This window comes from Actinomycetota bacterium (genome assembly GCA_030776625.1).
Lineage (GTDB): Bacteria > Actinomycetota > CADDZG01 > CADDZG01 > WHSQ01 > MB1-2.
Map to the genome: position 1 here is coordinate 46975 of JALYHL010000001.1, position 21663 is coordinate 68637.

Annotated in this window: 23 protein-coding genes; 11 read left to right on the forward strand and 12 right to left on the reverse strand. The window is 63.1% G+C overall.

Features of this window, described 5'->3' with window-relative positions; genetic code table 11:
* Nucleotides 1-64: 64 nt before the first annotated feature.
* Entirely contained in the window at nucleotides 65-1414 is a 1350-nt protein-coding gene (locus M3N53_00250; GenBank protein ID MDP9066763.1) for a CRTAC1 family protein, read from the forward strand.
* On the opposite strand, the gene M3N53_00255 is transcribed toward M3N53_00250, so the two are convergent.
* The gene (locus M3N53_00255; GenBank protein ID MDP9066764.1) at nucleotides 1411-2322 is read right to left on the reverse strand and encodes a hypothetical protein; all 912 of its coding nucleotides are present in this window, start codon (nucleotides 2320-2322) and stop codon (nucleotides 1411-1413) included. The genes M3N53_00250 and M3N53_00255 overlap by 4 nt on opposite strands.
* A gap of 268 nt (nucleotides 2323-2590) precedes the next feature.
* Between M3N53_00255 and M3N53_00260 the strand changes: the two genes are divergently transcribed.
* The 4 genes from M3N53_00260 to M3N53_00275 all read left to right on the forward strand — a co-directional run bounded on the left by M3N53_00260 (nucleotide 2591) and on the right by M3N53_00275 (nucleotide 5155).
* Nucleotides 2591-3049: a MarR family winged helix-turn-helix transcriptional regulator gene (locus tag M3N53_00260; protein MDP9066765.1), complete on the forward strand. Its 459-nt coding sequence runs from the start codon at nucleotides 2591-2593 to the stop codon at nucleotides 3047-3049.
* The gene (locus M3N53_00265) at nucleotides 3033-3527 is read left to right on the forward strand and encodes an aspartate carbamoyltransferase (protein ID MDP9066766.1); all 495 of its coding nucleotides are present in this window, start codon (nucleotides 3033-3035) and stop codon (nucleotides 3525-3527) included. The genes M3N53_00260 and M3N53_00265 overlap by 17 nt, the downstream gene beginning before the upstream one ends.
* Before the next feature lie 218 nt (nucleotides 3528-3745).
* Complete coding sequence (locus M3N53_00270; protein ID MDP9066767.1) at nucleotides 3746-4156, forward strand: hypothetical protein; 411 nt, start codon at nucleotides 3746-3748, stop codon at nucleotides 4154-4156.
* Nucleotides 4157-4228: 72 nt separating this feature from the next.
* Nucleotides 4229-5155, forward strand: a complete 927-nt coding sequence (locus tag M3N53_00275) for a hypothetical protein (protein MDP9066768.1) — start codon at nucleotides 4229-4231, stop codon at nucleotides 5153-5155.
* Nucleotides 5156-5159: 4 nt separating this feature from the next.
* Here the strand turns inward: M3N53_00275 and M3N53_00280 are convergent, their stop codons facing one another.
* A complete protein-coding gene (locus M3N53_00280; GenBank protein MDP9066769.1) occupies nucleotides 5160-6083 on the reverse strand; it encodes an NAD(P)-dependent oxidoreductase in 924 nt (307 codons plus the stop codon).
* Between the two features lie 366 nt (nucleotides 6084-6449).
* Between M3N53_00280 and M3N53_00285 the strand changes: the two genes are divergently transcribed.
* On the forward strand, nucleotides 6450-6731 hold the full coding sequence (locus M3N53_00285) for a hypothetical protein (GenBank protein MDP9066770.1): 282 nt from the start codon (nucleotides 6450-6452) through the stop codon (nucleotides 6729-6731).
* 221 nt (nucleotides 6732-6952) lie between these two features.
* Nucleotides 6953-7816 carry a hypothetical protein gene (locus M3N53_00290; GenBank protein ID MDP9066771.1) on the forward strand — a complete coding sequence of 288 codons (864 nt, stop codon included), beginning with the start codon at nucleotides 6953-6955 and terminating at the stop codon, nucleotides 7814-7816.
* Between the two features lie 75 nt (nucleotides 7817-7891).
* Here M3N53_00290 and M3N53_00295 read toward each other — a convergent pair whose 3' ends face one another.
* The 3 genes from M3N53_00295 to M3N53_00305 all read right to left on the reverse strand — a co-directional run bounded on the left by M3N53_00295 (nucleotide 7892) and on the right by M3N53_00305 (nucleotide 9629).
* Complete coding sequence (locus M3N53_00295) at nucleotides 7892-8224, reverse strand: hypothetical protein (GenBank protein MDP9066772.1); 333 nt, start codon at nucleotides 8222-8224, stop codon at nucleotides 7892-7894.
* A 127-nt stretch (nucleotides 8225-8351) separates the two neighbouring features.
* A complete protein-coding gene (locus M3N53_00300; protein MDP9066773.1) occupies nucleotides 8352-9089 on the reverse strand; it encodes a flavodoxin family protein in 738 nt (245 codons plus the stop codon).
* A 72-nt stretch (nucleotides 9090-9161) separates the two neighbouring features.
* On the reverse strand, nucleotides 9162-9629 hold the full coding sequence (locus M3N53_00305; GenBank protein ID MDP9066774.1) for a hypothetical protein: 468 nt from the start codon (nucleotides 9627-9629) through the stop codon (nucleotides 9162-9164).
* A gap of 343 nt (nucleotides 9630-9972) precedes the next feature.
* Between M3N53_00305 and M3N53_00310 the strand changes: the two genes are divergently transcribed.
* A complete protein-coding gene (locus M3N53_00310) occupies nucleotides 9973-11565 on the forward strand; it encodes a hypothetical protein (protein MDP9066775.1) in 1593 nt (530 codons plus the stop codon).
* Nucleotides 11566-11909: 344 nt separating this feature from the next.
* Here the strand turns inward: M3N53_00310 and M3N53_00315 are convergent, their stop codons facing one another.
* Nucleotides 11910-13943 carry a hypothetical protein gene (locus tag M3N53_00315; protein MDP9066776.1) on the reverse strand — a complete coding sequence of 678 codons (2034 nt, stop codon included), beginning with the start codon at nucleotides 13941-13943 and terminating at the stop codon, nucleotides 11910-11912.
* Nucleotides 13944-14201: 258 nt separating this feature from the next.
* On the opposite strand from M3N53_00315, the gene M3N53_00320 reads away from it, so the two are divergent.
* A complete protein-coding gene (locus M3N53_00320) occupies nucleotides 14202-14780 on the forward strand; it encodes an HD domain-containing protein (protein ID MDP9066777.1) in 579 nt (192 codons plus the stop codon).
* A 168-nt stretch (nucleotides 14781-14948) separates the two neighbouring features.
* On the opposite strand, the gene M3N53_00325 is transcribed toward M3N53_00320, so the two are convergent.
* Nucleotides 14949-15365, reverse strand: coding sequence for an SCP2 sterol-binding domain-containing protein (locus tag M3N53_00325; protein MDP9066778.1), 417 nt, complete (start codon nucleotides 15363-15365; stop codon nucleotides 14949-14951).
* A gap of 575 nt (nucleotides 15366-15940) precedes the next feature.
* On the opposite strand from M3N53_00325, the gene M3N53_00330 reads away from it, so the two are divergent.
* Nucleotides 15941-16651 carry an HAD family hydrolase gene (locus M3N53_00330; GenBank protein MDP9066779.1) on the forward strand — a complete coding sequence of 237 codons (711 nt, stop codon included), beginning with the start codon at nucleotides 15941-15943 and terminating at the stop codon, nucleotides 16649-16651.
* 59 nt (nucleotides 16652-16710) lie between these two features.
* Here the strand turns inward: M3N53_00330 and M3N53_00335 are convergent, their stop codons facing one another.
* On the reverse strand, nucleotides 16711-16884 hold the full coding sequence (locus M3N53_00335; protein MDP9066780.1) for a single-stranded DNA-binding protein: 174 nt from the start codon (nucleotides 16882-16884) through the stop codon (nucleotides 16711-16713).
* A 211-nt stretch (nucleotides 16885-17095) separates the two neighbouring features.
* Between M3N53_00335 and M3N53_00340 the strand changes: the two genes are divergently transcribed.
* On the forward strand, nucleotides 17096-18280 hold the full coding sequence (locus tag M3N53_00340; GenBank protein ID MDP9066781.1) for a hypothetical protein: 1185 nt from the start codon (nucleotides 17096-17098) through the stop codon (nucleotides 18278-18280).
* 346 nt (nucleotides 18281-18626) lie between these two features.
* Here the strand turns inward: M3N53_00340 and M3N53_00345 are convergent, their stop codons facing one another.
* The 4 genes from M3N53_00345 to M3N53_00360 form a co-directional block, all read right to left on the reverse strand.
* A complete protein-coding gene (locus tag M3N53_00345) occupies nucleotides 18627-19850 on the reverse strand; it encodes a hypothetical protein (protein ID MDP9066782.1) in 1224 nt (407 codons plus the stop codon).
* 432 nt (nucleotides 19851-20282) lie between these two features.
* On the reverse strand, nucleotides 20283-20627 hold the full coding sequence (locus M3N53_00350) for a hypothetical protein (GenBank protein ID MDP9066783.1): 345 nt from the start codon (nucleotides 20625-20627) through the stop codon (nucleotides 20283-20285).
* Complete coding sequence (locus M3N53_00355; protein ID MDP9066784.1) at nucleotides 20614-21297, reverse strand: hypothetical protein; 684 nt, start codon at nucleotides 21295-21297, stop codon at nucleotides 20614-20616. The genes M3N53_00350 and M3N53_00355 overlap by 14 nt, the downstream gene beginning before the upstream one ends.
* A gap of 19 nt (nucleotides 21298-21316) precedes the next feature.
* Nucleotides 21317-21658, reverse strand: coding sequence for a hypothetical protein (locus M3N53_00360; GenBank protein MDP9066785.1), 342 nt, complete (start codon nucleotides 21656-21658; stop codon nucleotides 21317-21319).
* Nucleotides 21659-21663 lie beyond the last annotated feature (5 nt).

Below are 21663 nucleotides of genomic sequence, written 5' to 3' on the forward strand. Positions count from 1 at the left end.
TCTGTTCGAGGATGCCTCAGACCGGGTCGGACCGCGGTTGCCACTGACGCCGACATGGGGCTCCGTGAGCGTGGACTTCGACCTCAACGGCTGGCCGGACCTCTTGATCGGACGCCACAAGCGAGCCGCCGTCCTGTTTCGCAACCAGGACGGCGCGACGTTCCAGCAGGATCGTCCCGCGGTCTCGGCGCCCCCGGGCGAGAACTACTACGACCGACATGGTTGCGCTTGGGGCGAGGCGAACGGGGACGGAGCACCCGACCTCTACTGTGGTTCTGGCGCGCGCCGAGGCGAAGGCAGAGGACCCAACCAGCTACTCCTTCAGACAGATGGGGGCTTGCGTGATGTCTCTCGCCGCTGGGGCGTGCAGGACCCAGCCGGTCGGGCACGATCCGTGCACTGGCTCGACTTCGATCGCGACCAGGACCTCGACATCTTCGTGAGCAACGAGCTCAGACCCGGATATCCCAACGTCCTGTTCCGCAACGATGGACGCCGCTTCACCCGGACGACCGTCGGGTTGGAGCAGGAGATGGCGACGATCAGCTCCAGCTGGTCGGACTGGGACAACGACAAGGATCCGGACATCTTCGTGCTGGGTCACGGGTTCATCGGCTCGCGGGCGTACGAGAACGTCGACGGCCGGTACCGAGAGGTGCAATTCCCATCCGTGACTGCACGATCCTGGCTGTCTGCCACCTGGGGCGACTTCGACATGGACGGGTGGGTCGACGTCGCGTTGGTATCGCCGGATCGGATGCTCGTCCTACGCAACAACAGAGGCAGGTTCCGTAGAACACTGTCGCTTCCGCTGCAGGCGGGCAGGGTGGCGGGGTGGTTCGACCTCGAGAACGATGGCGACCTCGATGCGTTCGTGGTGCAAGGTCAGCCGGGAGATCCTCCGAAGCCGCAGGCGGTGAACAAGCCCGACCTCCTCTTGCTGAACCAGGAGGGCTCGGGCTTCGACGTCAAACGCGACGACGTCCTTCGGGGATCGCGGAAGGGCAACGGAGATTCGGTTGCAGTTGCAGACATCGATCGCGACGGGCGCCTCGACCTGCACGTGACGGAGGGGTTTCTGCGCGAGAAAGCGCGCTCTCGCCTGCTACTGAACCGCTCGGAAGTCGGCAACTGGTTGGGGCTCCGGATCGAAGGCCCAGCCGGCAACCCCTTCGGCATAGGGATCCGAGTCATCGCTAAGACGTCCACGTCGAAGCTGCACTACTTCATGAACGATGGAGTCGCGTTCAAGAGCCAGTCCGAGATCGGCTACGTGCACATGGGGCTTGCCAGCGCGGATTCCGCCGACCTTCGAGTCGTGTGGCCGGACGGTTCCTCTTCCTGCACTACTGCCGACTCAGGTCACATCGTCACCGTGACGTATCGCTCAGGAGCATGTTCGGCTAACAGCTAGCCACTCGTGACGAGCGACCACCGGAAGCGGTGGTTCGAGTAAACGTTCTTGCTGTCGTCGACCCCGGCATCGATCACGTTCGCGCTCGTCGTGAAGATGAAGTCCACGCCGTCCTTCAGGCGGTCGTACCACTCGAGGCGCTGGTTGTACTCGTAGGTGGTGTCCTTGTAGCCGTACCGCCTGGTTAGGAGCTTCCAGAACTCTGTCTCCTCACAGGGAAACACGTTGCACCGGCCCTGATTGAAGTCACCACCCATCATGCGAACGCGGCCCGGGTACTTGTTCTGCAGCTTGCTGGCGATCGCGTCGGTCCAACGGCGGAACTTCGTCTGCTCCGCATCCGTGAAGCCGTTGACCTTCTTCGCGTAGGGAAGGTGCACGCTCGACACGGCGAACGCGGTGCCGCTCTGGGTCTCTTTCAGCGCAACGTGTGCCTGCCGGCGATAGACGTTACTCAGCTTCTGGTAAGGATCGGGCGTGGCTATCCAACCTCCCTTGCTCTGCTTGTCGATCGTGTTCGTGTTGATGACGATCGCGGTCTCGGTCACGTAGCGCTTGCCGCTGTCGGTCGCTCGCCACCACTCGCGCGGGAGGGCGACGCCGAGCCGGTAGGTCTCGCCAGTGGCCGCCGTCAACTCGCGGACGACCTTCAGAGTGGCCGTCCGCTCGACCTCTTGCAATAGGAGGACGTCGGGGAAGTGTGGAACCTGCTGCAGGAGCCGTTTAACGAAGATCTCCATCTCCTCCATGTTCTGGAGGTCCTCGGCGTTCAGTTCCTGAAGGTTCGCCGTCACGACGACCAGTTGACCGGGTAGCGACACCTCCAGCGGTGGCTCTACGGCAGCGGCCGGCGTCGCGATCGCGGCACTAGACATGCCGACCAGGAGAGTCATCATGATCTTGAGCATCTGGTTCCTCCGAAGTTCAAAACGTGTCTACAGTCATGCCGCCCGGCGGACATTCGCCCCACAATCGGCCGTTTAGCTACTTCAGGCTTTTTGCCCGCCGTTGCCGGTTTCGTCCCACTGGCCGCCACCTCTACATCGGCAGGATCGGCCCCCTCCCGAAGCCCGACGCCGCAAAAAATTCAGCTGGCACACCTCTGACCCGGCGGCGCGCGGACCAGCTGCCGCAGATAGTTGCACGGTGCATCTACTTTAGTTGTAGGATACAACGATGGCCACGCCGGAGGAGCTTCAGAGACAGGTCGCGTCCTTCGTTCGAGCGTTTGGTCTTCACCAGCCAGAGCGGACCGCGTGCGGGCAGCCCATGAGCACCTCCGAGGCGCACGCTCTGGATGTGCTTTCGGAGCGTGGGCCGATGCGGCTAACAACGCTGGCGACGGAGCTCCTCCTCGAAAAGAGCACCGTTAGCAGGTTGGTCGCATCGATGACAGCGCGTGGGTGGGTGCGTTCACAAGAGGACTCGACGGACCGGAGGGCACGACTGTTGCGTCTGACGTCCGCAGGTGGTCGCGCGGCGGCCCGGGTGGCTGCCGCGCGCAAGGAGCACTTTGCTTCGGTGCTCGCGGCGATCCCACGCGAGCGGCGGGACCACGTGATCGAAGTCCTAGAGGAACTGGGGCGTGCCAGCCGGTCCCTTAAAGAGGGCGGATCTCATGCACAGACCGGGTAACAAGAGGGTGGTCGGCGTCGCGGCAGCGCTGACCGTCCTCACCTCTTGCTCCGAAGCTGCTCCCATGGGATCTCGGCAGGAAGAGGTTGCTCGGCGGGGTGCCACGGTCATGCCCTTCGATCTCGAGCGGACGACGCACTACTTCAAGCCACTCACCGACGGCGGCGTGCAGACGGTCGAGGCAGACGACCCCTCTGACGCGGAACAGATCCGACTGATCCGGGAGCACCTCCGTAAGGAGGCAGTCGCGTTCGCGAGAGGCGACTTCGGCGACCCGGAGCAGATCCATGGGCCCGACATGCCGGGGTTGGAGGAGCTGAGGGGCTCGTACGACGACATCGCCCTAGCGTTCTCCCCGACACCCGCCGGAGGGCGGATCCGCTACAAGAGTTCGGTACCGCAGGTGGTCGACGCGTTGCACCGCTGGTTCGAGGCACAGTTGATGGATCACGGCGACCACGCTGCCCACGGCGACTAGGGGTCGCGGCCCCCGTAGCGGGTAGCAGCCAGATTCATGCACTGGTGTTCTGCGATCGCTGCAGTGGAAGACCAGCTCGAACAGCTGCCGTCGCGCTGAGGGCGTCCTCGGCGAAATCAACACATCCTCGCGAGCCGTGCACAACATCCGCACATCCCGCCGCTAGCTTCGAAGAGTGAGAGATCCTCGGAGACCCGCCGTCCATCTGGGAGGAACCGATGAAGACCTACAGGTCGGCCTACCGAGCCGCCACCGCCGTGACGCTCGCCACGACATTCATCCTCGTCTGGCTGGCCCTAGGCGTCGGCATCCTCGGAGCTGATGGCGATCGCGCGAACCTGATGTACGGCGGAGTGCTTGCGGTCGGGATCATCGGCGCAATCACGGCGCGCTTCAAGCCCCATGGGATGTCACGAGCATTGGTCGCGATGGCACTAGCTCAGGCGTTGGTCACCGTCATCGCTCTGGTAGCCGGCGTGCACCGTTCGGGTGTGAGCCCGGTTGCCGAGATCGTGCTGTTGAACGGGTTCTTCGTCGCACTGTTTCTCGGATCCGCCTGGCTGTTTCGCAATGCCGCGGAAAACAACCACCCACAGGCACGACCGGGTGGCCACCCAGCTCCGCGCTAGACCAAGTGGCCGCGCGCCAGGGAGGGCGAGCGCAGACCGCGAGCCACAGGCCCGCCGCTAGGATCGCTGTCGATGGACAGGTCTCTCGCGCGCCGCACTTGGCAGCTACTCGAGCCATACCACGCGGTCGTGTACTTCGACCCGAAGGCCAAAGCGATCTACGAATCGATCGGCTTGAAGGGCTATTGGATGGGCTACTTCGCGTCACGTTCTGCCGCCATGGGCGCGACAGTCCCCGAAGTCGTCGTTGCAACCTTCTACAACTTCCACCCGCGCATGGTCCACCGCGCTCTCCCGGATGCATGGCGGTTCTCCACGCCCGAGGCCGTCCTCGAGGCGCGCTATCAACTAGCCCATACTGCGCTCGACCGAGCCCTCGCGGGAAAGCTGGGATCGAGAGAGATTGTGGGGGCCGCGGAGATCGCGCGCGAGATCGCGCTCGGGTGCCGCCCAGAGGGGCGCCCACTGTACGCCGCCCATGCGGCGCTCCCCTGGCCGAGCGAACCGCACCTGATCCTCTGGCACGCCGCCACCCTGTGGCGGGAGTTCCGCGGTGACGGTCACGTCGCCGCCCTCACGGTGCACGGGATCGACGGTTGCGAAGCCCACGTTCTCGCTGCGGCTGCAGGTGTGTTGCCAGAACGCCAACGCGACTACCGAGGATGGTCCGACGAGGAGTGGCTCGATGCAGAAACGCGGCTGCGTCGACGCGATCTGCTAGACGAGCGGGGCGTCCTGACACAGCAGGGACAGGCTCTGCACGAAGAGATAGAAGGCTTAACCGATGCCCTGTCGCTGTCTCCGATGGCTGCAGTGGGAGAAGAACCCGTACAGACGCTGCATTCAGCGTTACAAGCGGTTTTCGAACAGATCGCGCAGGCGAACGGGGTTCCCTATCCAAACGCGATGGGCCTCACCGCCCCTGAATCGATCGGAGTTAGAGCGCATCAACGCCCCGCAGCGCCGCCTGACGTCACGAGCAGCAGCGATCTGCGGTAGTCGGTCAAGCGTCGACACCCTCCGCCTGCTCGACCGTCACCTGCAGCCCGTGACGGGCGCTCGGAAACTTCGGCGTCCACGACGTCGCGCCGCGGAATCGTCTGTTCGAGACCCTCTGCGAGCGCATCAACATACGTACCTTGGCGCCGCCTAACCGCATCAGAGCAGAAGGTGGAAACCGGAGTTCGGCGCGAGAAAGAGCAGAAGCAAGTGCATCGGCTAACTGCCTCTGCCTAAGTGGCTCGTCATCAACAACGTTGTAGACCCCCGGGGAAGCCTCCAGCGCTGCCACTACTGCCCCTGCGACATCATCGGCGTGGACGACGGGCGAGAAAGCATCTGGAGGACCCACGAACGGCGAGATTCCTCGGCGCGCGGTCGCGATCATCGACCGGGTGTGCACAGCATCCGGCGCATAAAACTGGCCGAACCTCAGCACCACCCCTTTCCGGCCCTCCTTGGTAAACCGGGCGGCTTGGGCCTCAGCGTTCAATACTGAGCTTGCATACCTCGGTGGGTCTACTGCAACCTCTTCATCGATCCATGCGTCACCTTGATCCGGGTACATGAACGCGAGCGACTCCTGTATGTAACGCTCGACGTCCCCCGCGAGCCCCGCAGTTACGAGGTTCCTGGAGACGTGCGTCCGTATCCTGTTGTTTTCTGCCCATGCGCCAGGAATCATTGCTCGATTGAGCGGTGGGATCTTCGTGGCAAGGTTCACGATCGCGTCCTGGCCCTGGACAGCGACCTGCACTTCGCCGGGATCAAACACGTCGAGTTCAACCGGAACTGCACCGAGCGTCTCGAGAAGTCTCTTCTTAGACGTTGACCGCGAGACGGCCGTCACGTAATGGCCCTGCGCGACCAGCGCCCGGACCGCTCGGCGGCCGGCGACACCCGTCGCACCTGCAACAAAAACCCTCACGGGGTGATTCCGCTGGCTAGCATTGATTCGAATGATCGTACGAGGCGTTTGTCTGGACGCGGAATCCCAGGGGAGGTGGAGGGCTGCTCGAAGCCACCACCGGAAAGCTCAGGACACAGAGCTCAGCGCGGCATCGACAGCAGAAAGCAGCTGCTCCCGGTCGACCTCGGATGTCGTATCCACTTCGATCACGGCCACACCTCCTCCTAGCGGAAGCACAGTCTGCGCGAGATAAGCCGGTCGTTCCAGCAACCGCCCCCGGCATCTCGCTCGGTCCGCCCCAAGGAGCGGCTGTGAGAAGGAGGGCCATTAACATCGGACGCGAGAGACGTCGCGGACAGATCCTCGAGAGGAAGGACGGTGTTGGTGACTTCCGACGAGCTACAAGCGCAAGACACTAAGGAGCTGCACGATCGTGCCGTCGGACATGCGGTACGGCACCTGGACATCGGCTTCCTCTGGCGACTGGTGGAGTCGATCCCTGCCGCCGGCGCGGCCGCGGGTGACTTGGACCGATCGCGCGCCGATGTGATGAGCGTTGCGGCTCTCCTGTCGGAGGTTACTAACCTGGACGAAGGCCCAGTCGCCGAGCAGCTTCGGCCCATATACATCGACTATCTCCAGAACGCTGGGAAACGGGCTGACTGAAAAGGGCGATCAGGGAGGAGAGCTTCGCGTGCTTCCACATGCCCCACCCGAGGACGATCATGATCATGACCATGAACAGAGACGGCAACGCGTGTATATCAAAACGGCGCTGGAGACCGACACGAACTAGACGACTCCCTAGGCGCGGCCACCAGTTCGGGTGGACCTCATCGTCGTCTGTCGTCAGGGGGGATGGACCAATACGTAGGCGATCGCGCCTGTTGACGATGTTCGTTTCGCTCTTACTGCTCACGGCGGCGTGCGCTGAGCAGGCCAATGAACCCGCGGGAACCTCATCCTCAACGACCGCGGGGGACACCTTCGTCGACGAACTCACGTCCGCGTGCGACGCGTTAGAGGTCAAGAACGACGAGGTGAACGCTGCTCGCTCGCCACAGGAGCTCGGTTCCCTGGGACACGAATACGTCGAGGCCACCGAGCGATTCGTGCAGCAAGCTCGTCAGCTCACCGCACCGACCGAGATCTCCGACACTTTCAAGGAGTATCTAGAGACGCTCGAGGCGTCGTCGCTCATAACCGAGCAACAACTTGAAGCACGAAGAGCATCGAAGCGCGAGCGGCTGAAGCTGAGCTTGGAGGGCGCCCGGGCGCAGATCGAGACGTTTGAGCTCGCCGAACAGGCGCACCTACCTGACAGTTGCCCACCCGCAGATGAACAGGGTGTTTATGGCTACCTCTTCGTCGCGGAGGCCAACGCGGGTTGCTTCAACCTCGGAACCGAGCTAAATGAGCTCGGGCGGCTTCAAGCGCGGACGGAGACGCGCGCAGAAACCGCGAAGATGCTCGAGTTCATGCAGGATCTCGGACTCGCTCTCGCTGCAGCCATCGAACGGGCGATCCCCCCCGAGTTGCGTGGTGTCCCGGACCTCGGGCGCCTGGTCGACCTCTATGAAGAAAGCGCAGCAGCGGTAGGAGACGTCCGGAGCGCGTTTCTCAGTGGAGAGCGCGCTGCCTATGAAAAAGCGTTGCAGGCGCAGCAGCGCACGTCGCAGCAGGCCGATCAGATAGCGAGCGCATTGCTCCTGTCGGAGTGCGTCAACTTCATAGGTCTCGACGGAACGTAGACCTCCGGCATCGGGACGGCCGAGCATTCACCTTTGGCAGGAGCGACGGTGGCACATGCTCCTTGCTCCAGAGGGTCAGGGAGCCGGCTCTGGGATATCGGGAGTGGCGGCGGCGACAGCGGCGGCCGCGATCGCCATCGGGATATCGCCCACGAAGATGAATAGGAAAACGGCGATGCCGCTCAGCGCGCCGATGAGCGGGAGCTCGAACGCGTTGAGGATCGCAAACAGTCCTGCCGCGACCAGAACCGAGGGGACGATCGACGCGACTAGAGCCTTCCCGACGGTCCGGGCAGCTCTGCCACCAACGATTCCAGCAATGACGGGGCCGATGATCGGCAGCCAGATGAGCAGCAGCGAGATCACGCTCATGTACAAGGCGGCCTTCACGACAGAGCCTCGTTCCATGTCCTCCTCCTCGGATCAGACGCCCCTACGAATGGCCGACGCTACGCTGCACACCCCCGCGGGCGAGAAACAACCCACCCGCGCGCTCGGGACGACGTCATCCTCGGGCGTCACGTGCGATCGATAGTTATCGGTGCTCGGGGTTCGCGTGATCCCATCGACAACCCGCGTCCCACTCCGTCCGCTGGTTTCCGTATGCGGGGAACCCGCCGCGTTTCTTCAGCATCTGCGCCGTGTGCATGAGGTTGAAGGCCATGAAGGTCGTGTTGCGGTTGGTGAAGTCGTTGTCGAGTCCGGCACCGTCATCACCGTATGAAGGTCCAGGCCCCGCCTCGCCGATCCATCCCGCATCGGCCTGGGGCGGGATCGTGAAGCCGAGATGTTGGAGCCCATAGAGGATGCTCGACGAACAGTGCTTGATCCCATCCTCGTTGCCGGTGATCAGACAACCGGCCGTGCGCCCGTAATACGAATACTGCCCCTTGTCGTTCAAGAGGCTCGAGTTCCCGTAGAGACGCTCGATCACGTGAGTACAGATGGAGGACTTCTCGCCGAGCCAGATGGGCGACGCAAGCACGAGGATGTCGGCCGCGAGCACCTTCTCGTAGATCTGCGGCCACTCGTCCGACTTCCAGCCGTGCTCGGTCATGTCCGGCCAGACGCCCACAGCGAGGTCGTGGTCGATGGCGCGCAGCGTTTCCACCTCCACGCCCCGCTCGCGCATGATGCCCGCGGATCTATCCACCAATAGCTGCGTGTGTGATGGCTCGGGCGATCGCTTCAGCGTGCAGTTGATGTAGAGCGCGCGAAGCGCGCTGAAATCCGGTTCTTCCGAAGGCACGGTGTCGTGCTCATCATTGGTCATGACTCATGGCCTCCTGTCCTGCCCGCGGAGGCGGCCTCCGCGTGAGACTCCCTTCCTAAGCGACGCGGCCGTTTATCTTTCGGGCGCCTGGCGGGGGTGAACATGCGAGCGGCGTGCTCTCTTCTCAGCCATCTCTTTCCCGGCAACGAGATGCTCGCGTACGAGCCTGTTGAAGATCGGTCGCACGATCAGAACCGTTCGAAGCCATCCCGTGAGTCCTCGAGCGCCCGCGATACGACCGGCATATCTCATCAGCGTGACATCCGCCGCCCGCGCCTCGAAGACGATCTCCTCCTCGACCTGATCCAGCGGCCCCTCCACCCACCGATAGCCGATCCTCACCGGCGGCTCCAGCGACACAGCTTCGATCGTCTTGATCTGTTTGCCGCGCCAGTGGGTCTCGAACTCAACGAGCTTGCCCTCAGGGCTGTCACCGATCTTTTTGCCGGCGCTAGAAACCACCTCGAACACGAGTTCCCTCGGAGCCGCAACCATGACCTCTTGCGACTTGAGTCCTACGCCACGGAACGATCGCTTCACGGGCGGGGGGCTTTGTCGTCAGGTCGGCTCGGCGTGGACGAGATCATGTCTCTAGTTTCAGACACCGGAACCCTCTCGGTCGCCACCCGGATGAGGTGTCATCCCGTCTAGGGGAAAGAGCTCAACCGCCCAGGAGCGAGTTGGTTCGCGCTGAGTTGAAGAAATGCCCCCCGTGATCAGGGGGTTTCGCGGCTGGGTATCAGGTGTTCTTCACGCAAGGCCTCAACTTCGTGCCGGCTGTAGGTCGAATCGGGCATTCGTAGTGCGCGCTTTCTGACAGACGCATCGTCCGGCGCTCGTCAGCATCTACCTGTCCGGCTTGGGCGATAAGAGGAGATCTGTCATGAAAGCGACATCCCTGGGGCGCATCGTTACGATCGGCGCGATCGCGTTCTGCCTGATGAGTGCCGGCACCCCCGCGGCAACCGCGGGCAACGACCTGCCCGGAACCGACGTGCTGGGGACGAACGTCAAACGGCTGATGAAGCCGAACCCGCAGGAGCCCGTCCTGCCCGACGATCCCTTCGTCGCGCTGAGCGATGCCGTGGACGACTTCTCGCGCGTCCTGGGCGTGCGCCAGGACCCTGCCGCGAAGGCGCCGATCGACGTGTTGCCGCGCGACGTGGCCGGGCGGCTGGCGATCCTGACCAGGAAGGCGCATCGCTGTCACAGGAAGAGCCAAGGCCTGGTGGCAGAACTCGGGGGCATAGAAGGCCTCGGTCAAGCCACCCTCGAGGATGGTTCGGGTCCCGATCCGACCCTCCTGACGACGAGCTCGATGCGCGACTGCGCCGCCGATCTGCAAGATGCCGCCGTCGAGACCGCGACGTTCCTCACATCTCTTCTTCCGGGGCAGCTTCAGGAACTCGATCTGTGGCCTGTCCTGCGCGTGTCGGGGACCGATTCGGCGAACCTCTATGAGCAGGACTACGCGCTGATCGTCGATGTCGCCGGGGACGACTTCTACGCCAACAATGCCGGGGGCAACCTGATGGACGTCCGGCGCGCGCCGGTCGGCTGGATGGGCACTGCCGAGGGAGCAGATGGCGGCACGATCTCTTCGGGCCCCGCGGTCGGCTGTCAATGGATCCCGGACCTCGCAGCGAGGAACTGCGTCGTCTCCTCCTCTCTGCTCATCGATGTCTCCGGCAACGACACCTACGGGTTCAAAGAGAGTCCGGACCCGTTCGTCGACGGAACGTGCACGACCGATCCGGTGGTGCGGCGTATCGTTACGCAGGGAGCGGGGCTTGCGGGGGTCGGCGCGTTGATTGAGCTTTCGGGCGACGATACGTACACGGCAAAAACCGTCAGCCAAGGCTCCGGTCATGTGGGCGGGGTCGGGGTTCTGCTCGATGCATCGGGCGACGACCGCTACGAGGCCATCCGCAACAGCCAGGGGTTCGCTCTGATAACGGGCGTAGGCGTGCTGAACGACGCCGGCGGCAACGACGGCTACTTCTGGTACGTCCCCGCTCCTTCGAGCACCACGGCGGATGCGTCGAACGAAGAGGATGGGTCCGGCGGAGTAAGAGACGACCGCGGCAAGTGCGACAGCCTGCCGCGCATGCTGCAGGGAACGGCGCTTATAGCCGGGATCGGCATCTTCATGGACGCTGCGGGTGCGGACATCTACGACGCCCCGAGCCCCGCGATCCAGATGTTCATACGCGCTGACGAGGACAAAGATGGTGAAGCCGAGAATCGGCCGGTCGCGCTGAACCACGGCTCGCTCGGCTTCGGCTCGGGCGGTGGACTCGGGTTCTTCTTCGACAGCGCTGGCATGGATGGCTATCCCGACTGGGGGGACGCGGCGAACGACGGTGTCGTGCAACGGGCGAACGACCTCGTTCTGAACCTCGGAGACGAACAGCCTTACGTTGATGAGAACTCGCCGTCAACGGGGCAGTTCCGCGACGAGAACTCCCCGAGCTAGCTACGGGAAGCGGCCGGCGGCGGCGCATCCGAAACCAACCTTTCCCTCCCATACAAGGAGCGGAACAGGAGCGGAGAGAGGAGTTCGAACCAGGGAGCGCGGCTACGCTCCCGGCATGCAAACGCAGCTCGGCGAGGACGACTACATCAAGGCGAACGGCGATGTACGAAGCTGCGCGCTCGCCCACCGGCCCCGGCGCGTCGCCGAAGCCGCAAAAGTCAGCAGCACGAGAGAGAGAGGGAGGAGCCGTTTTGCTCCTCCCTCTCTCTGCCTGTCGTCACTCGGGCTTAGACGCCGCCCATCTCGTAGCTAGAGGATCGGGGTTTACTCCGCCCCCGTTCCCTTTACCGCATGGATCCGATCGGCTTCGTCTGCCCCGCCGGCGAGTGGGTTTGGATGTTCCCACCGTCGAGGGTGCCGCACCCGTACAGCGCACCGCTGCAGACCGGCGGGAGGGATACGACGCGGATCTCGAAGTAGTCGATCCCCTGGCCTTGCTGGCCGCCACCGCCGGGCTCCCCGCGGTCCTGAGCGATGAACTTCGCCTGGACGTTCTCCAGAACGGTCCCGTCGCCCAGCTTGAGGTCGCCCGTACCCTCGCCGACGAAGGTATCGAACTCGCTCCCCGGGTTCTCGGAATCGACGAGCGGATCGTTCCGGCAGAAGGCTCGGGTCAACACTTCGAGGTCGTACCTCACGAGCTGACCGTTCCCCTCACCGTCTTGGTCAGTGACATGCCAGCGGGCGGTCAGGTTGTAGCTGCCCGTCGGCTTGTCGCCGATGTCGCACGGCGAGTGGAGCGTGAAGTGCAACGTGTCGCCCGGCTCGACCTCGTCCTCGGGTGGGTATCTCTTGTCGAGCTCGGTGTACCACCCTCCGGCGGTGATGAAGCCGTCAGCCTCATCGTCGTCGTTGGGGTCGTAGGTGCCGTCGTCACCGACACAGCCGGAATCCCCAGCGTCAGTCGAGCCGTCCGGCTCGTTGTCTACGCCGTCGGAGCACTCGGGGTTGTCGTTGTCCTCTTCGTTGTCATCGTTGCGGTTCTCACAACCCGGGTCGTCCGGCCAGTCCGCGCGATCGTCACCGTCGTCGTCGTCGCCGTTCGAGCACTCAGGCGCCTCGTCACCGCCGTCTGCTTCGTTGTCGTCCCACGGCGACTCACAGCCGGGGTCGTTGTTGTAGTCGATGACGCCGTCCCCATCATTGTCGACCTCGTCCGAGCATTCTGGCGCGTCACCATCCCCAGGAGATCCGTTGTCGCCGTTGTCCCTCTCATCGTCGTCGTCTGGGTTTTGGCAGCCGGGGTCGTTCGGGTAGTCGCTCCGGCCGTCGCCGTCGTTGTCGACGCCGTCACGGCACTCGGGCACGTCACCGCCGCCGTCGTCGTCGGCCTCATCGTCGTCGTTGGGGTTGTCGCACCCGGGGTCGGCCGGATGGTCGATCTTGCCGTCGCCGTCGTTGTCGACGCCGTCACGGCACTCGGGAGCCTCGCCACCGCCGCCCCCGTCGTCGGTCTCGTTGTCGTCGTTGGGGTTGTCGCACCCGGGGTCGGCCGGGTGGTCGATCTTGCCGTCGCCGTCGTTGTCGATGCCGTCACTGCACTCGGGCAGCTCGCCACCACCACCGCCGCCGCCGGGCGTCGTGTCCTGACACGGATCGCCGTGGAAGTCGACGATCGCCTCCGCGATGATCACGTCACCAGCCGGTGTCTCGAGGTGCAGAGCACGCCGCGTCAGCTTGTTCGGCTCCGGGGTCTCCTCGTTCAGGGTCAGCTTGACCCCTCCCTGGTCGACCACAACCCTGTTCGTGTCGTGGATGCCCAGGGGGGCGTTCGGAACTACCTCGGTGCCGCCAACCCTGGCGGAGACGACCCTCGAGCTGCTCGTCATCTGCTCATTGGGGCAGGTCACCGCGGCCTGGGACGTCAGCACGTCGACATCGAGCGTCCCGATCACGGGGACGTTCTGGAGGCGAACCTGGGCTACCCCACTGGCCGCTTCGGCACGACGCGCAGCAGGTTCACCATCCGGTTGCGTCTTTGTCTCGGCAAAGAGCACGCGCAGGGTTCCTAGGTTCCCGACCGGGATCTGGAACGCCTCGCCGTTGAAGGGGGCTTCGTTTGGCAGGAGTGGGACGACCTGGTTAAGTCCCCCCGTCTCCGTCCTACACGCCGCGCCCGCGTCGTTCTCCTCGTTCGCGACGATCAACTCTTGGTTCAGCGGTTCCACCGGGAAGTCCTCGGTACGGAGAACGCTTGCACGACAGGTAAAGCTGTCGTCGGGTGGAGGCGGTTCCGTCTGTGCAGACGCAGGTAGTGCCGGGAGCAGCCCGGCTACCAGTGCCGCCACCCCTAGGAAGATCGATAACCTCTTTGTCATACGACTCCTTTCCGACCAACTCCCAGCGGCGCGCCGGCGTATTCCAGCGCCCGGTCGAGCTACTTCTCTACTTACGACTCGGACTCCTCCTGGGACCGTGACTTTTCGCGTTGGGTGTATTTACCAGTGTCTAACTGACGTCGCTCGACGCGCGGCGGCCGCCCGGTAACGCCTCCCCACCCGGCACGTTCGGAGCCCGGCTTCAGCCGGGGTTCGGCGCGGGGGAACGGCCGGCGAAGTAGCAGCTACCTTGTCACGGTGGCATTTGGCGATGACGTGGCTAGAAGTCGCGCGGAACGAGCGGCGCTCGTCTTCCTACGACAAGCGGCCGAAGAAACAGACGGCGCGATGGAACGTCATGCGATGCGCGTGTTTCTCATCGGAGAACGGATGGCGAAGGAACGGGAACTCGTATTTGACCGAGAGATCGCGCTCTGCGCGAGCCTGCTCCATGACGTCGGCATCTTCGACACGGGGTCGCGTTCCCTGCGTTACATCAACGACGGGAGGGAAGTAGCGCACAACGTGCTTGGGAGGGTCCTCGACGAAGCGCGGTTGGCAGAGTGCCTGGAGGCGATTGCCAGACACCATCACGTCCGATCGCAGTGGGACCGCGGCGTTGAAATCGAGCTTCTTCGTCGTGCCGACATGCTCGACGGGTTTCCTGTACTCGTGCGGACGACCCTTGAGCACGGCTGGTTGCGGGATCTGTTCCGCCGCCTGCCTCGAGGCGGGATGTACAGGCAGTTCCTGCCTCCGCGACGGCTAGTACGGGTTCTGCCCTTCGTCCTGCTGTCGCTGGTGAACGCGGTGCGTTTCGCGGTTCGTCCGGCCTAAATGGATTCCGGCGATAGCGCCCGTTTCGCGACCGCAGAGGTAGCCAAATCCACCGCAGAAGGTTGGGTTCATCGTCGGACGGTCCTTCGACTGCGCCTTCGGGCGAGGAAAAGCAGAGCGCGTAAGCGCGAGCCGCGAGAAGACAGCCTGTCGTAGGTGCTGCGCGAGTCAGGTTTCCTGCCCGAAGAACGCAGCTAGTCCCCCGACGAACATCTGTGCCAAGTCAGTATCGCCTTCAACTCTTACGCGGCGCTGGATATCCGTTTGAGCCAGCCCCCGCGAAAACAGATGCGCAGCTGTATCGAGGTCGAACGCGACGGTCGCGTTCGGTTGTTCAGGCGCGCCATCGTGCAGCACCCATCCGCCGTCTTTGCGTTGGAGGGTCCAGGAAGCGGTCGCGGTCGCGTCCGCGATCGTGAAAGCGACCGTGGTGGCTTCCTCTGCCGCGACCCCCGCCCAGCCTCGGGGGGAACCCACGGAATGTGGTCGCCAGCGCGGGAGTAACGAATCGTTCGTCGGTGAGTCCGGGTCTCCCAACAGCCCGGCTGATTTGGAGATGATGGATCCATCGCTCGAGGTACTCACGGGCTGCTAGTAGCCAATAGGGCTGGGGTTCAGTCAGCGATATCCAGTGAATGGTCTCGCCGAGCTCGTTGGGGTCGATCGATGTGTACCAGTGGTGCGTCCAGTCGCCCGTTATCCGCAGTAGGTCGACCACCAGGTCTCGACTAAAGAAGCTCGCAGTTTCGACCCAGGCTTCATTGAAGCGATCCAATGAAGCCATGAAGCCGTCCCAGCCGGGACCGGTTAATTCCACGACCACACCGGGTTCCGCGTCATCGCGCTGACGCGACAGGAGCGATAGGTCGTCCCCGAGTAGGTGCAACGCAATTCCTTTGACGCTCCAAGCCGGACACTCCGTTGGGAGAGCCCATTCCTCAGGCGAGAGTCCAGCAAGGAGAGCTAGCAACTCCGCGCGTTCGTCACGGAGAGGCCCAGTAGCGCCGACTTGGGCGGCAGGCTGCATTGTCATTCGCGAGACGGTACTGCAGTGCGAATACCGACTACGTTCGACCCGGCCCCTCCGCCGCAGTGGCCGGGAAACCCTCTACCTTCTGCGCACTCTTTCTTGCTGCAACCTGTCCTCATAGGATCAAGTGATGAATCGAAAGCGTTTCGACGCGGTTCTTTTCGACGTCGGAGGCGTACTACAGCTGATCGATTACGAGCGCGTTGAAGCTGCCCTGAGTCCATCGACAGCGAAGCTGCATCGAGAAATCGTTTACGCAGCTCACTACATCGCCCTGGCTGAACTTGAGCAGAGAAGTGATGCCGAGGAGAAACCCGTCGAATACGGAGACTATCTCGACGCCTACGTGCGAGCTCTTGGTGTCCCTGGCGCGGACCACGCTGAGGTGGTGACAAGGCTTACGGATCAGCTGTCCGATGGTGAAGGCTGGAACGATGTGGTGCCAGGAGCAGTGAAGGTATTGCGCGACCTCCACGACCTCGGTATGCGGTTGGGGATAGTTTCGAATACGCCCCTAGGCGGAGTAGCGAGACGTCTCAGCGCTGCAGGACTCTGTCAAAAAGGAACCGGTACCGGCGCTTGCGTAGACGTGATCATCGATTCCCACGACGCCGGGGTGACGAAACCACATCCGGCGATTTTTGAAGCAGCGATAAGAGAATTGGGCGTCGCTTCCGACTCCATTGCGTTCGTCGGCGACAGCCTAATCGCAGATGTTAGAGGCAGCAGCGCGGCAGGCATGCAACCAATTCATTACGACCCTCATTCCTTGTGCATATTCCGCGATCACCTCCACGCAACGTCGCTGTCCGAGATCCCCGCCTTGATCGGCGCGGCGTAATCCCATCAACGAGAAGACCCCTCCGGTAGCGGCCGGAGGGGTCTAGGCAAACCCACTGATTACGCGCTCTGCTTTTCGTCAGGCGAAGTCGCTTTGTTGACTTCGGCCGAGTGGAACTGAAGATCCGGTCCCACATGGGTGACCTGGATCTCGATGGTCTGACGCTTGTTGCCGTCGTTGTCGCGCCAGCTGCGCTGGACGAGCTTGCCGGCCACGAAGACCTGCATGCCCACGGGCACCGGCTTCGGGGGTGGGATTGACTGGGTCGACTGCTCATGAAGCACGACCGAGGTGTTCTCATTTATCGAGCAGCCGGAAACAGCACAGGGGACGGTAATCGTGGAAGGGCGTGACAAAAGAGACGTGCCGCCAGATCCTGGCCCTATCGAGGGACCCATCTCGCCGCCGGACGTCCCGCTCAAGGATGCCAGGAGGCGGCGGCGGATGAGGATCGCAGGTGGTCTCCTGGCCGTGCTCGTCATCGCAACGGCAGGTATCGCCTCGTTGCCGCGGACTACCAAAGCCCCTCTTCCTTCGCAGCAACAGTTGCACGAACAAGGCTTCGCGGTATGGCCGGAGGACACGGTGGAGGAAGGACTAGAGGCATGTGCCGACGCAGAACCGTGGCGGTTGGACGCAGACGAGACCGCAGGCCGGTACGCGACTGATGTACTTAGCTATTCACAACCCCGCCCGGACGCCTCGGGTCGGACGGCCTCGAGCGTTCAGTACGCGATCACGAGTCCGGAAGTAGAGCTCGGTTCGGTCATTCATCTACGGAAATACGACCGCTGCTGGTTCGTGGTCTCGGTGGAGCCGCGGGAGAGCGGCTTCCTCCCGAGCCTTCTCTTCGCTCACGATGAGGGTGGTGGAACCCAGCTCGTGATCGGGGGCATCGGGGCTGGCGAAACGCAGGTCGGCTACGGAGAATGGGAGACGCGAGTCGATGCCTCCGAGCAGCAAATGGTAGATCTTCCAGAGCTCGCTCCGGATGCGACAGGTCACATCGCTCGCCTCTTCACCTCAAGGGGCGTCAGCGACATAGATGCATCTCCTCTCGGATTCGTACCTCAACCCGCAACCACAGAGGTGAAACCAGTCGCCGCAAGGGGATTGGCTCGCCTAGATGACATCTGCGAGCCTGGCGAGAGCTTCCGCAATCCTCGAGCTGCACTTGCCGACCTCTACGAATGGAGGTTCGGCAAGCCCATATCGTTCCGATACGGCGAATACAAGTTCAGAGGCGACGATGAGATCGAACGGGTGCGAGGCGACCAATGGCTCCTGCGTGTTGACGACGCTGAACTGAGCGCAACGGTGCCCGAGTTGAAAGACGGATGCTGGCGCGTGACAACAGTGACCGACCCTTCCGGGGACCTCCTCAACAGTCTCAAAGTGGCAGAAGATTCGTTCACGTTCGACGTCCGCTGGGGCGACGCCACGCACGCCAATATCGTCCTTGGGACCGATCGCGGCGGCGACTCGTGGACCGTGGAGCGGCTGGAGCGGCCGATGACGGTCAGCGGACTCGACTCTGCGCCCATGGACGAACCGTTGTATGTCGCCGTCGTACTTGGGAAAGGACGACAGATCGTGGCCGCGCAGTACGGCTGGTATCAGGCGCGCTAGGAATGTCTAGCGCCGGGGGCCGGAGGCACGCGCCGGAGCCCGGCCGAAGCCGGGCTTCGAACGTGCCGGGTAGAAGGAGGGGCTACGCAGCGGCTGCCGCAGGGGGCCGGCGAACGCTGCGGTGGAGTTGGCTACCTCTGCGGTAGCGAACTGAAGATCCGGTCCTACGTGGGTGACCTGGATCTCGACGCTCTGACCGCTTGGCTCTTTCCACGGCTTCCCGACGGCTCATGCCTAAGAGCACTGCGGGATTGGTGCGGGATTCTCGCCGGAGAAAGTTGGACGACAACACCCAACTGGATGGGCGCTAAACGATGGTCTCGGTGATGGTGGGGTGCGTCGGTCGTTAGGTAGCCGCTGCGTCCTCGGGCAATCTCTGAGAGCTCGACGATCTACCCAGCTTCGCAGCCACAGTGACCGCAGCGGGCGTCACTATCCACAAGAAGTAGTTGCGATTCAGCGTCTTGCCCCCCAGCAGGAAGATGGCGAGCATCAGCATGATGACCATCGCTAAGCGTCCCGTGTCGGACGAGTCGCCTCTCTGCAGCATCAACAGAGGCAGCGCTACTGCGACTAGCAGACTGACCTGTACCGCCGCATCAGCCCATCCGGGGGGAAGCGCCGCCAGTGGGCTCGTCTCGTGTATTGGTCGGGCAAGGTTGAACATCACGAGGTTCGCGAAGATCTCGCGCGGCGCTGTGATCAGGTGCGGGACATGCAGCCCTACAGCGGTGACCGCGATGACAGCGATCATCCGCAGCGGCCGCCGGGCAGCGGCAAGGAGAGCGACCGCAAGCAGGAGGCCCGGGAGCAGCTTCGTCGCGATGCTGAGGCCAACCAAAACGCCTGCAGGAACCTCTCGTTCCCGTGCGGCCAACGCGAGGCCGGCCACACCGAAGGCTACCGGCACGAGATCGGTGACGCCGGCGACGAAAAGCTCTACGTCAAGGAAGCGCGGTGCTAACACCAGTGCTGCGGCCGCGCCGGCGCCTACGGCACCCGTGGCGCTGTGCGCCCAGGCCGCGGCTATCAGTGCCACGGAAAGCAGTGCCAGCCAGTTCACAAGGAATAGTCCCCCGGTTCCCAAGCCGCGAACCGCAGGAAAGAACGTCCAGATCATCGCGGGGCCGTACTTATAGCCGCCGAAGAAACGGGAACCGGAGCCGTCGGGGTCCACGGATCGCCCGAGCGGGTCCAACAGCTCGCGATAGGGATTACGCCCGTCGGCCTGTGCATCGACCGCCGCAATCGTGGTTGCCCCTACGTCGATCGTCGGTTGCCGCTGTTCGCGGATGGCGTTGGAGAGCCCTGCCGTTCGTAGCGCGAACAGAGCGATAGCCACAGCAGCGAAGACGACGACCATCGTCTTCCCGCTATGCGCCAGACGGGCTCTCACTGACGCAAGGCCGATACAACCAACCAACAGGACGACAGCCCGTTCCCATGACTGGTTGAATCCAGCCAGAGCAACAACGTCGAAGAACAAGGCGAAAGCCGCCGCCACGTAGACCGCGGTAGCCCCGTTGCTGAGGCTCTCGAGAACCGTCGGCCGAGACAACGGCGATGTCATTGGGCGCGAGTCTGTCCCATCGTGGCGGTCCGGCGGTTAGCGCACCCTCGACTCACCAGTACCCGACGACGGCGAGCGGCGCCACAGCCGGAAGAGGATCTGCGGGAAAGCCATTTCGCCAAAGCTCGACCGGCCTCGAAAAGAACAAAACCCCCTGTGACCAGGGGGTTTTCGTTTGAGCGGGCGACCAGATTCGAACTGGCGACCCTCACCTTGGCAAAGTGCCACCGATGTTCGCGTGACCTGGGCCTTCATCCGCTTTTCGCTGGTCAGAGGCCATTTCGAGCCGCAAGCATTGCATCCTTCTGCTGCCACTTGTGGATCGCTTATGGCCCGGATATGGCCCGAAAATCTCCCGTCCCGCGGTTCGGTCGAGACATCACTCGCATGCCAAGGGTTCCTGACTATTCCGGGACGCCACATGATCTCTGCCTAGGTGGCGTCCCCCCGCGTAACAAACCATCGGAGGACCGCACCCTGGTCGTGCTCTGCTATGACTGCGGTGCCGGTCCCCGTTTTTGTGTCCTTCAAGAAGCCAGCGTCAAGCATCTCCTTCACGAACTTCTGTGTCACGCGGAGGTTGCCCCCGGTCTCTTTGACGATGTCCGGCGCGGCCCTTTGCCCATCCACCAGACCCCACAAAGCGACTCGTTGCGGGGTCTTGAGGATCTCCTCTTCGAACGCTCGCCGTAGGTCGCGTTCTTGCGTAGCAGTGAGCAGGGCCAGTCGCCTGTCGATCGAAGTGAGCAGACGCACTACATCCTCATCCTCGGGCATTGCCTCTCCTTCTCTCGTTACGACGAGCCTTGCTCGGTGGATCAACCTCAAACTGAACGACGACCACTGGGACCCGTAGGCCCTCGAGCTCGCGAACCTCGGCAACCTCCTGGGTGTGATCGCCTACGATCTTCGGAAGTGGGTCCCGTTCACCAAAAACGACGAACACGGCCTGCTTCGGTTGGGCGGTGTGGATGTAGCGGCCCAGTTCAACGAGGCCGTCGTCGTAGACGCTCTGCGATGTCCAGACCTTCGTTTCTATGATCGCGTCCTCGGGCGGCGGCAGCAGGATGTCCGTCTTGCCGCGTCCCGTGCGCGCTTCGGCATATCCGCGGCGAAGGTAGATAAGCAGATCGTTTCGCAGTCCCTCTTCATTGCCCATCGTCCTCCCGCCGTGCTCGCTACTGAGGTTCGAAATCGCAAAACCTCGAAAGCCGAGGATCTCGTCGAGCAGCGAGCCTGGCTCGTGCAGCAGTCGCGCCCGCGAGACGACCTGGTTCGCATACCCGCGCGGGGGCAGCTGCAGCTTCAGATCTCTAAAGGCAGCCTCGACGTCGAGTGAGGTCAGGTCCGCAAGGCGGCTTGTCATCAGCTTGCGGGCGACCGCAACCTGACTGGCCGCAGAAAGGCGTCCGCCGTAGTCCCGCTCTGCTGTCCAGAGAACCTCCAATACATCCTTAACCCGTTCATCAGAGGTCATCGACGCCGTGTTTCTTCAGAGTCTTCTTGATCGTCTTCGGTAGGCCTCGATCGGAGTACGCATCTTCGTCGCGAAGGATGTACCTGTTCTTCGGTGCCCGACGAACGAAGCCGAGATCGACGAGCATGTTCAGGGTTTCGGACACGCGCGGCTGTTCCGCCTGAGGAAGACCTCTTTCCTTTAGTGCGGCCGCAATCTGCGTCTGGTTCATGCCGAGCTCAATCCCCCGGTAAATGAGGGCATTGCGCGGGTTGTCGGCGAAGGTGTCTTGGATACGCTTCTTGACCGCGGGGTCGTTCACGCCCGACAGCACCGAGACTTCTTGCTTCACGCTCC

Coding starts and splice junctions, on each gene's coding strand:
- M3N53_00330 (MDP9066779.1), top strand. CDS start 15,941: ATGAATCGAAAGCGTTTCGACGCGGTTCTTTTCGACGTCGGAGGCGTA.
- M3N53_00350 (MDP9066783.1), bottom strand. CDS start 20,627: ATGCCCGAGGATGAGGATGTAGTGCGTCTGCTCACTTCGATCGACAGG.
- M3N53_00275 (MDP9066768.1), top strand. CDS start 4,229: ATGGACAGGTCTCTCGCGCGCCGCACTTGGCAGCTACTCGAGCCATAC.
- M3N53_00340 (MDP9066781.1), top strand. CDS start 17,096: ATGAGGATCGCAGGTGGTCTCCTGGCCGTGCTCGTCATCGCAACGGCA.
- M3N53_00270 (MDP9066767.1), top strand. CDS start 3,746: ATGAAGACCTACAGGTCGGCCTACCGAGCCGCCACCGCCGTGACGCTC.
- M3N53_00310 (MDP9066775.1), top strand. CDS start 9,973: ATGAAAGCGACATCCCTGGGGCGCATCGTTACGATCGGCGCGATCGCG.
- M3N53_00295 (MDP9066772.1), bottom strand. CDS start 8,224: ATGGAACGAGGCTCTGTCGTGAAGGCCGCCTTGTACATGAGCGTGATC.
- M3N53_00255 (MDP9066764.1), bottom strand. CDS start 2,322: ATGCTCAAGATCATGATGACTCTCCTGGTCGGCATGTCTAGTGCCGCG.
- M3N53_00260 (MDP9066765.1), top strand. CDS start 2,591: ATGGCCACGCCGGAGGAGCTTCAGAGACAGGTCGCGTCCTTCGTTCGA.
- M3N53_00265 (MDP9066766.1), top strand. CDS start 3,033: ATGCACAGACCGGGTAACAAGAGGGTGGTCGGCGTCGCGGCAGCGCTG.
- M3N53_00345 (MDP9066782.1), bottom strand. CDS start 19,850: ATGACATCGCCGTTGTCTCGGCCGACGGTTCTCGAGAGCCTCAGCAAC.
- M3N53_00300 (MDP9066773.1), bottom strand. CDS start 9,089: ATGACCAATGATGAGCACGACACCGTGCCTTCGGAAGAACCGGATTTC.
- M3N53_00315 (MDP9066776.1), bottom strand. CDS start 13,943: ATGACAAAGAGGTTATCGATCTTCCTAGGGGTGGCGGCACTGGTAGCC.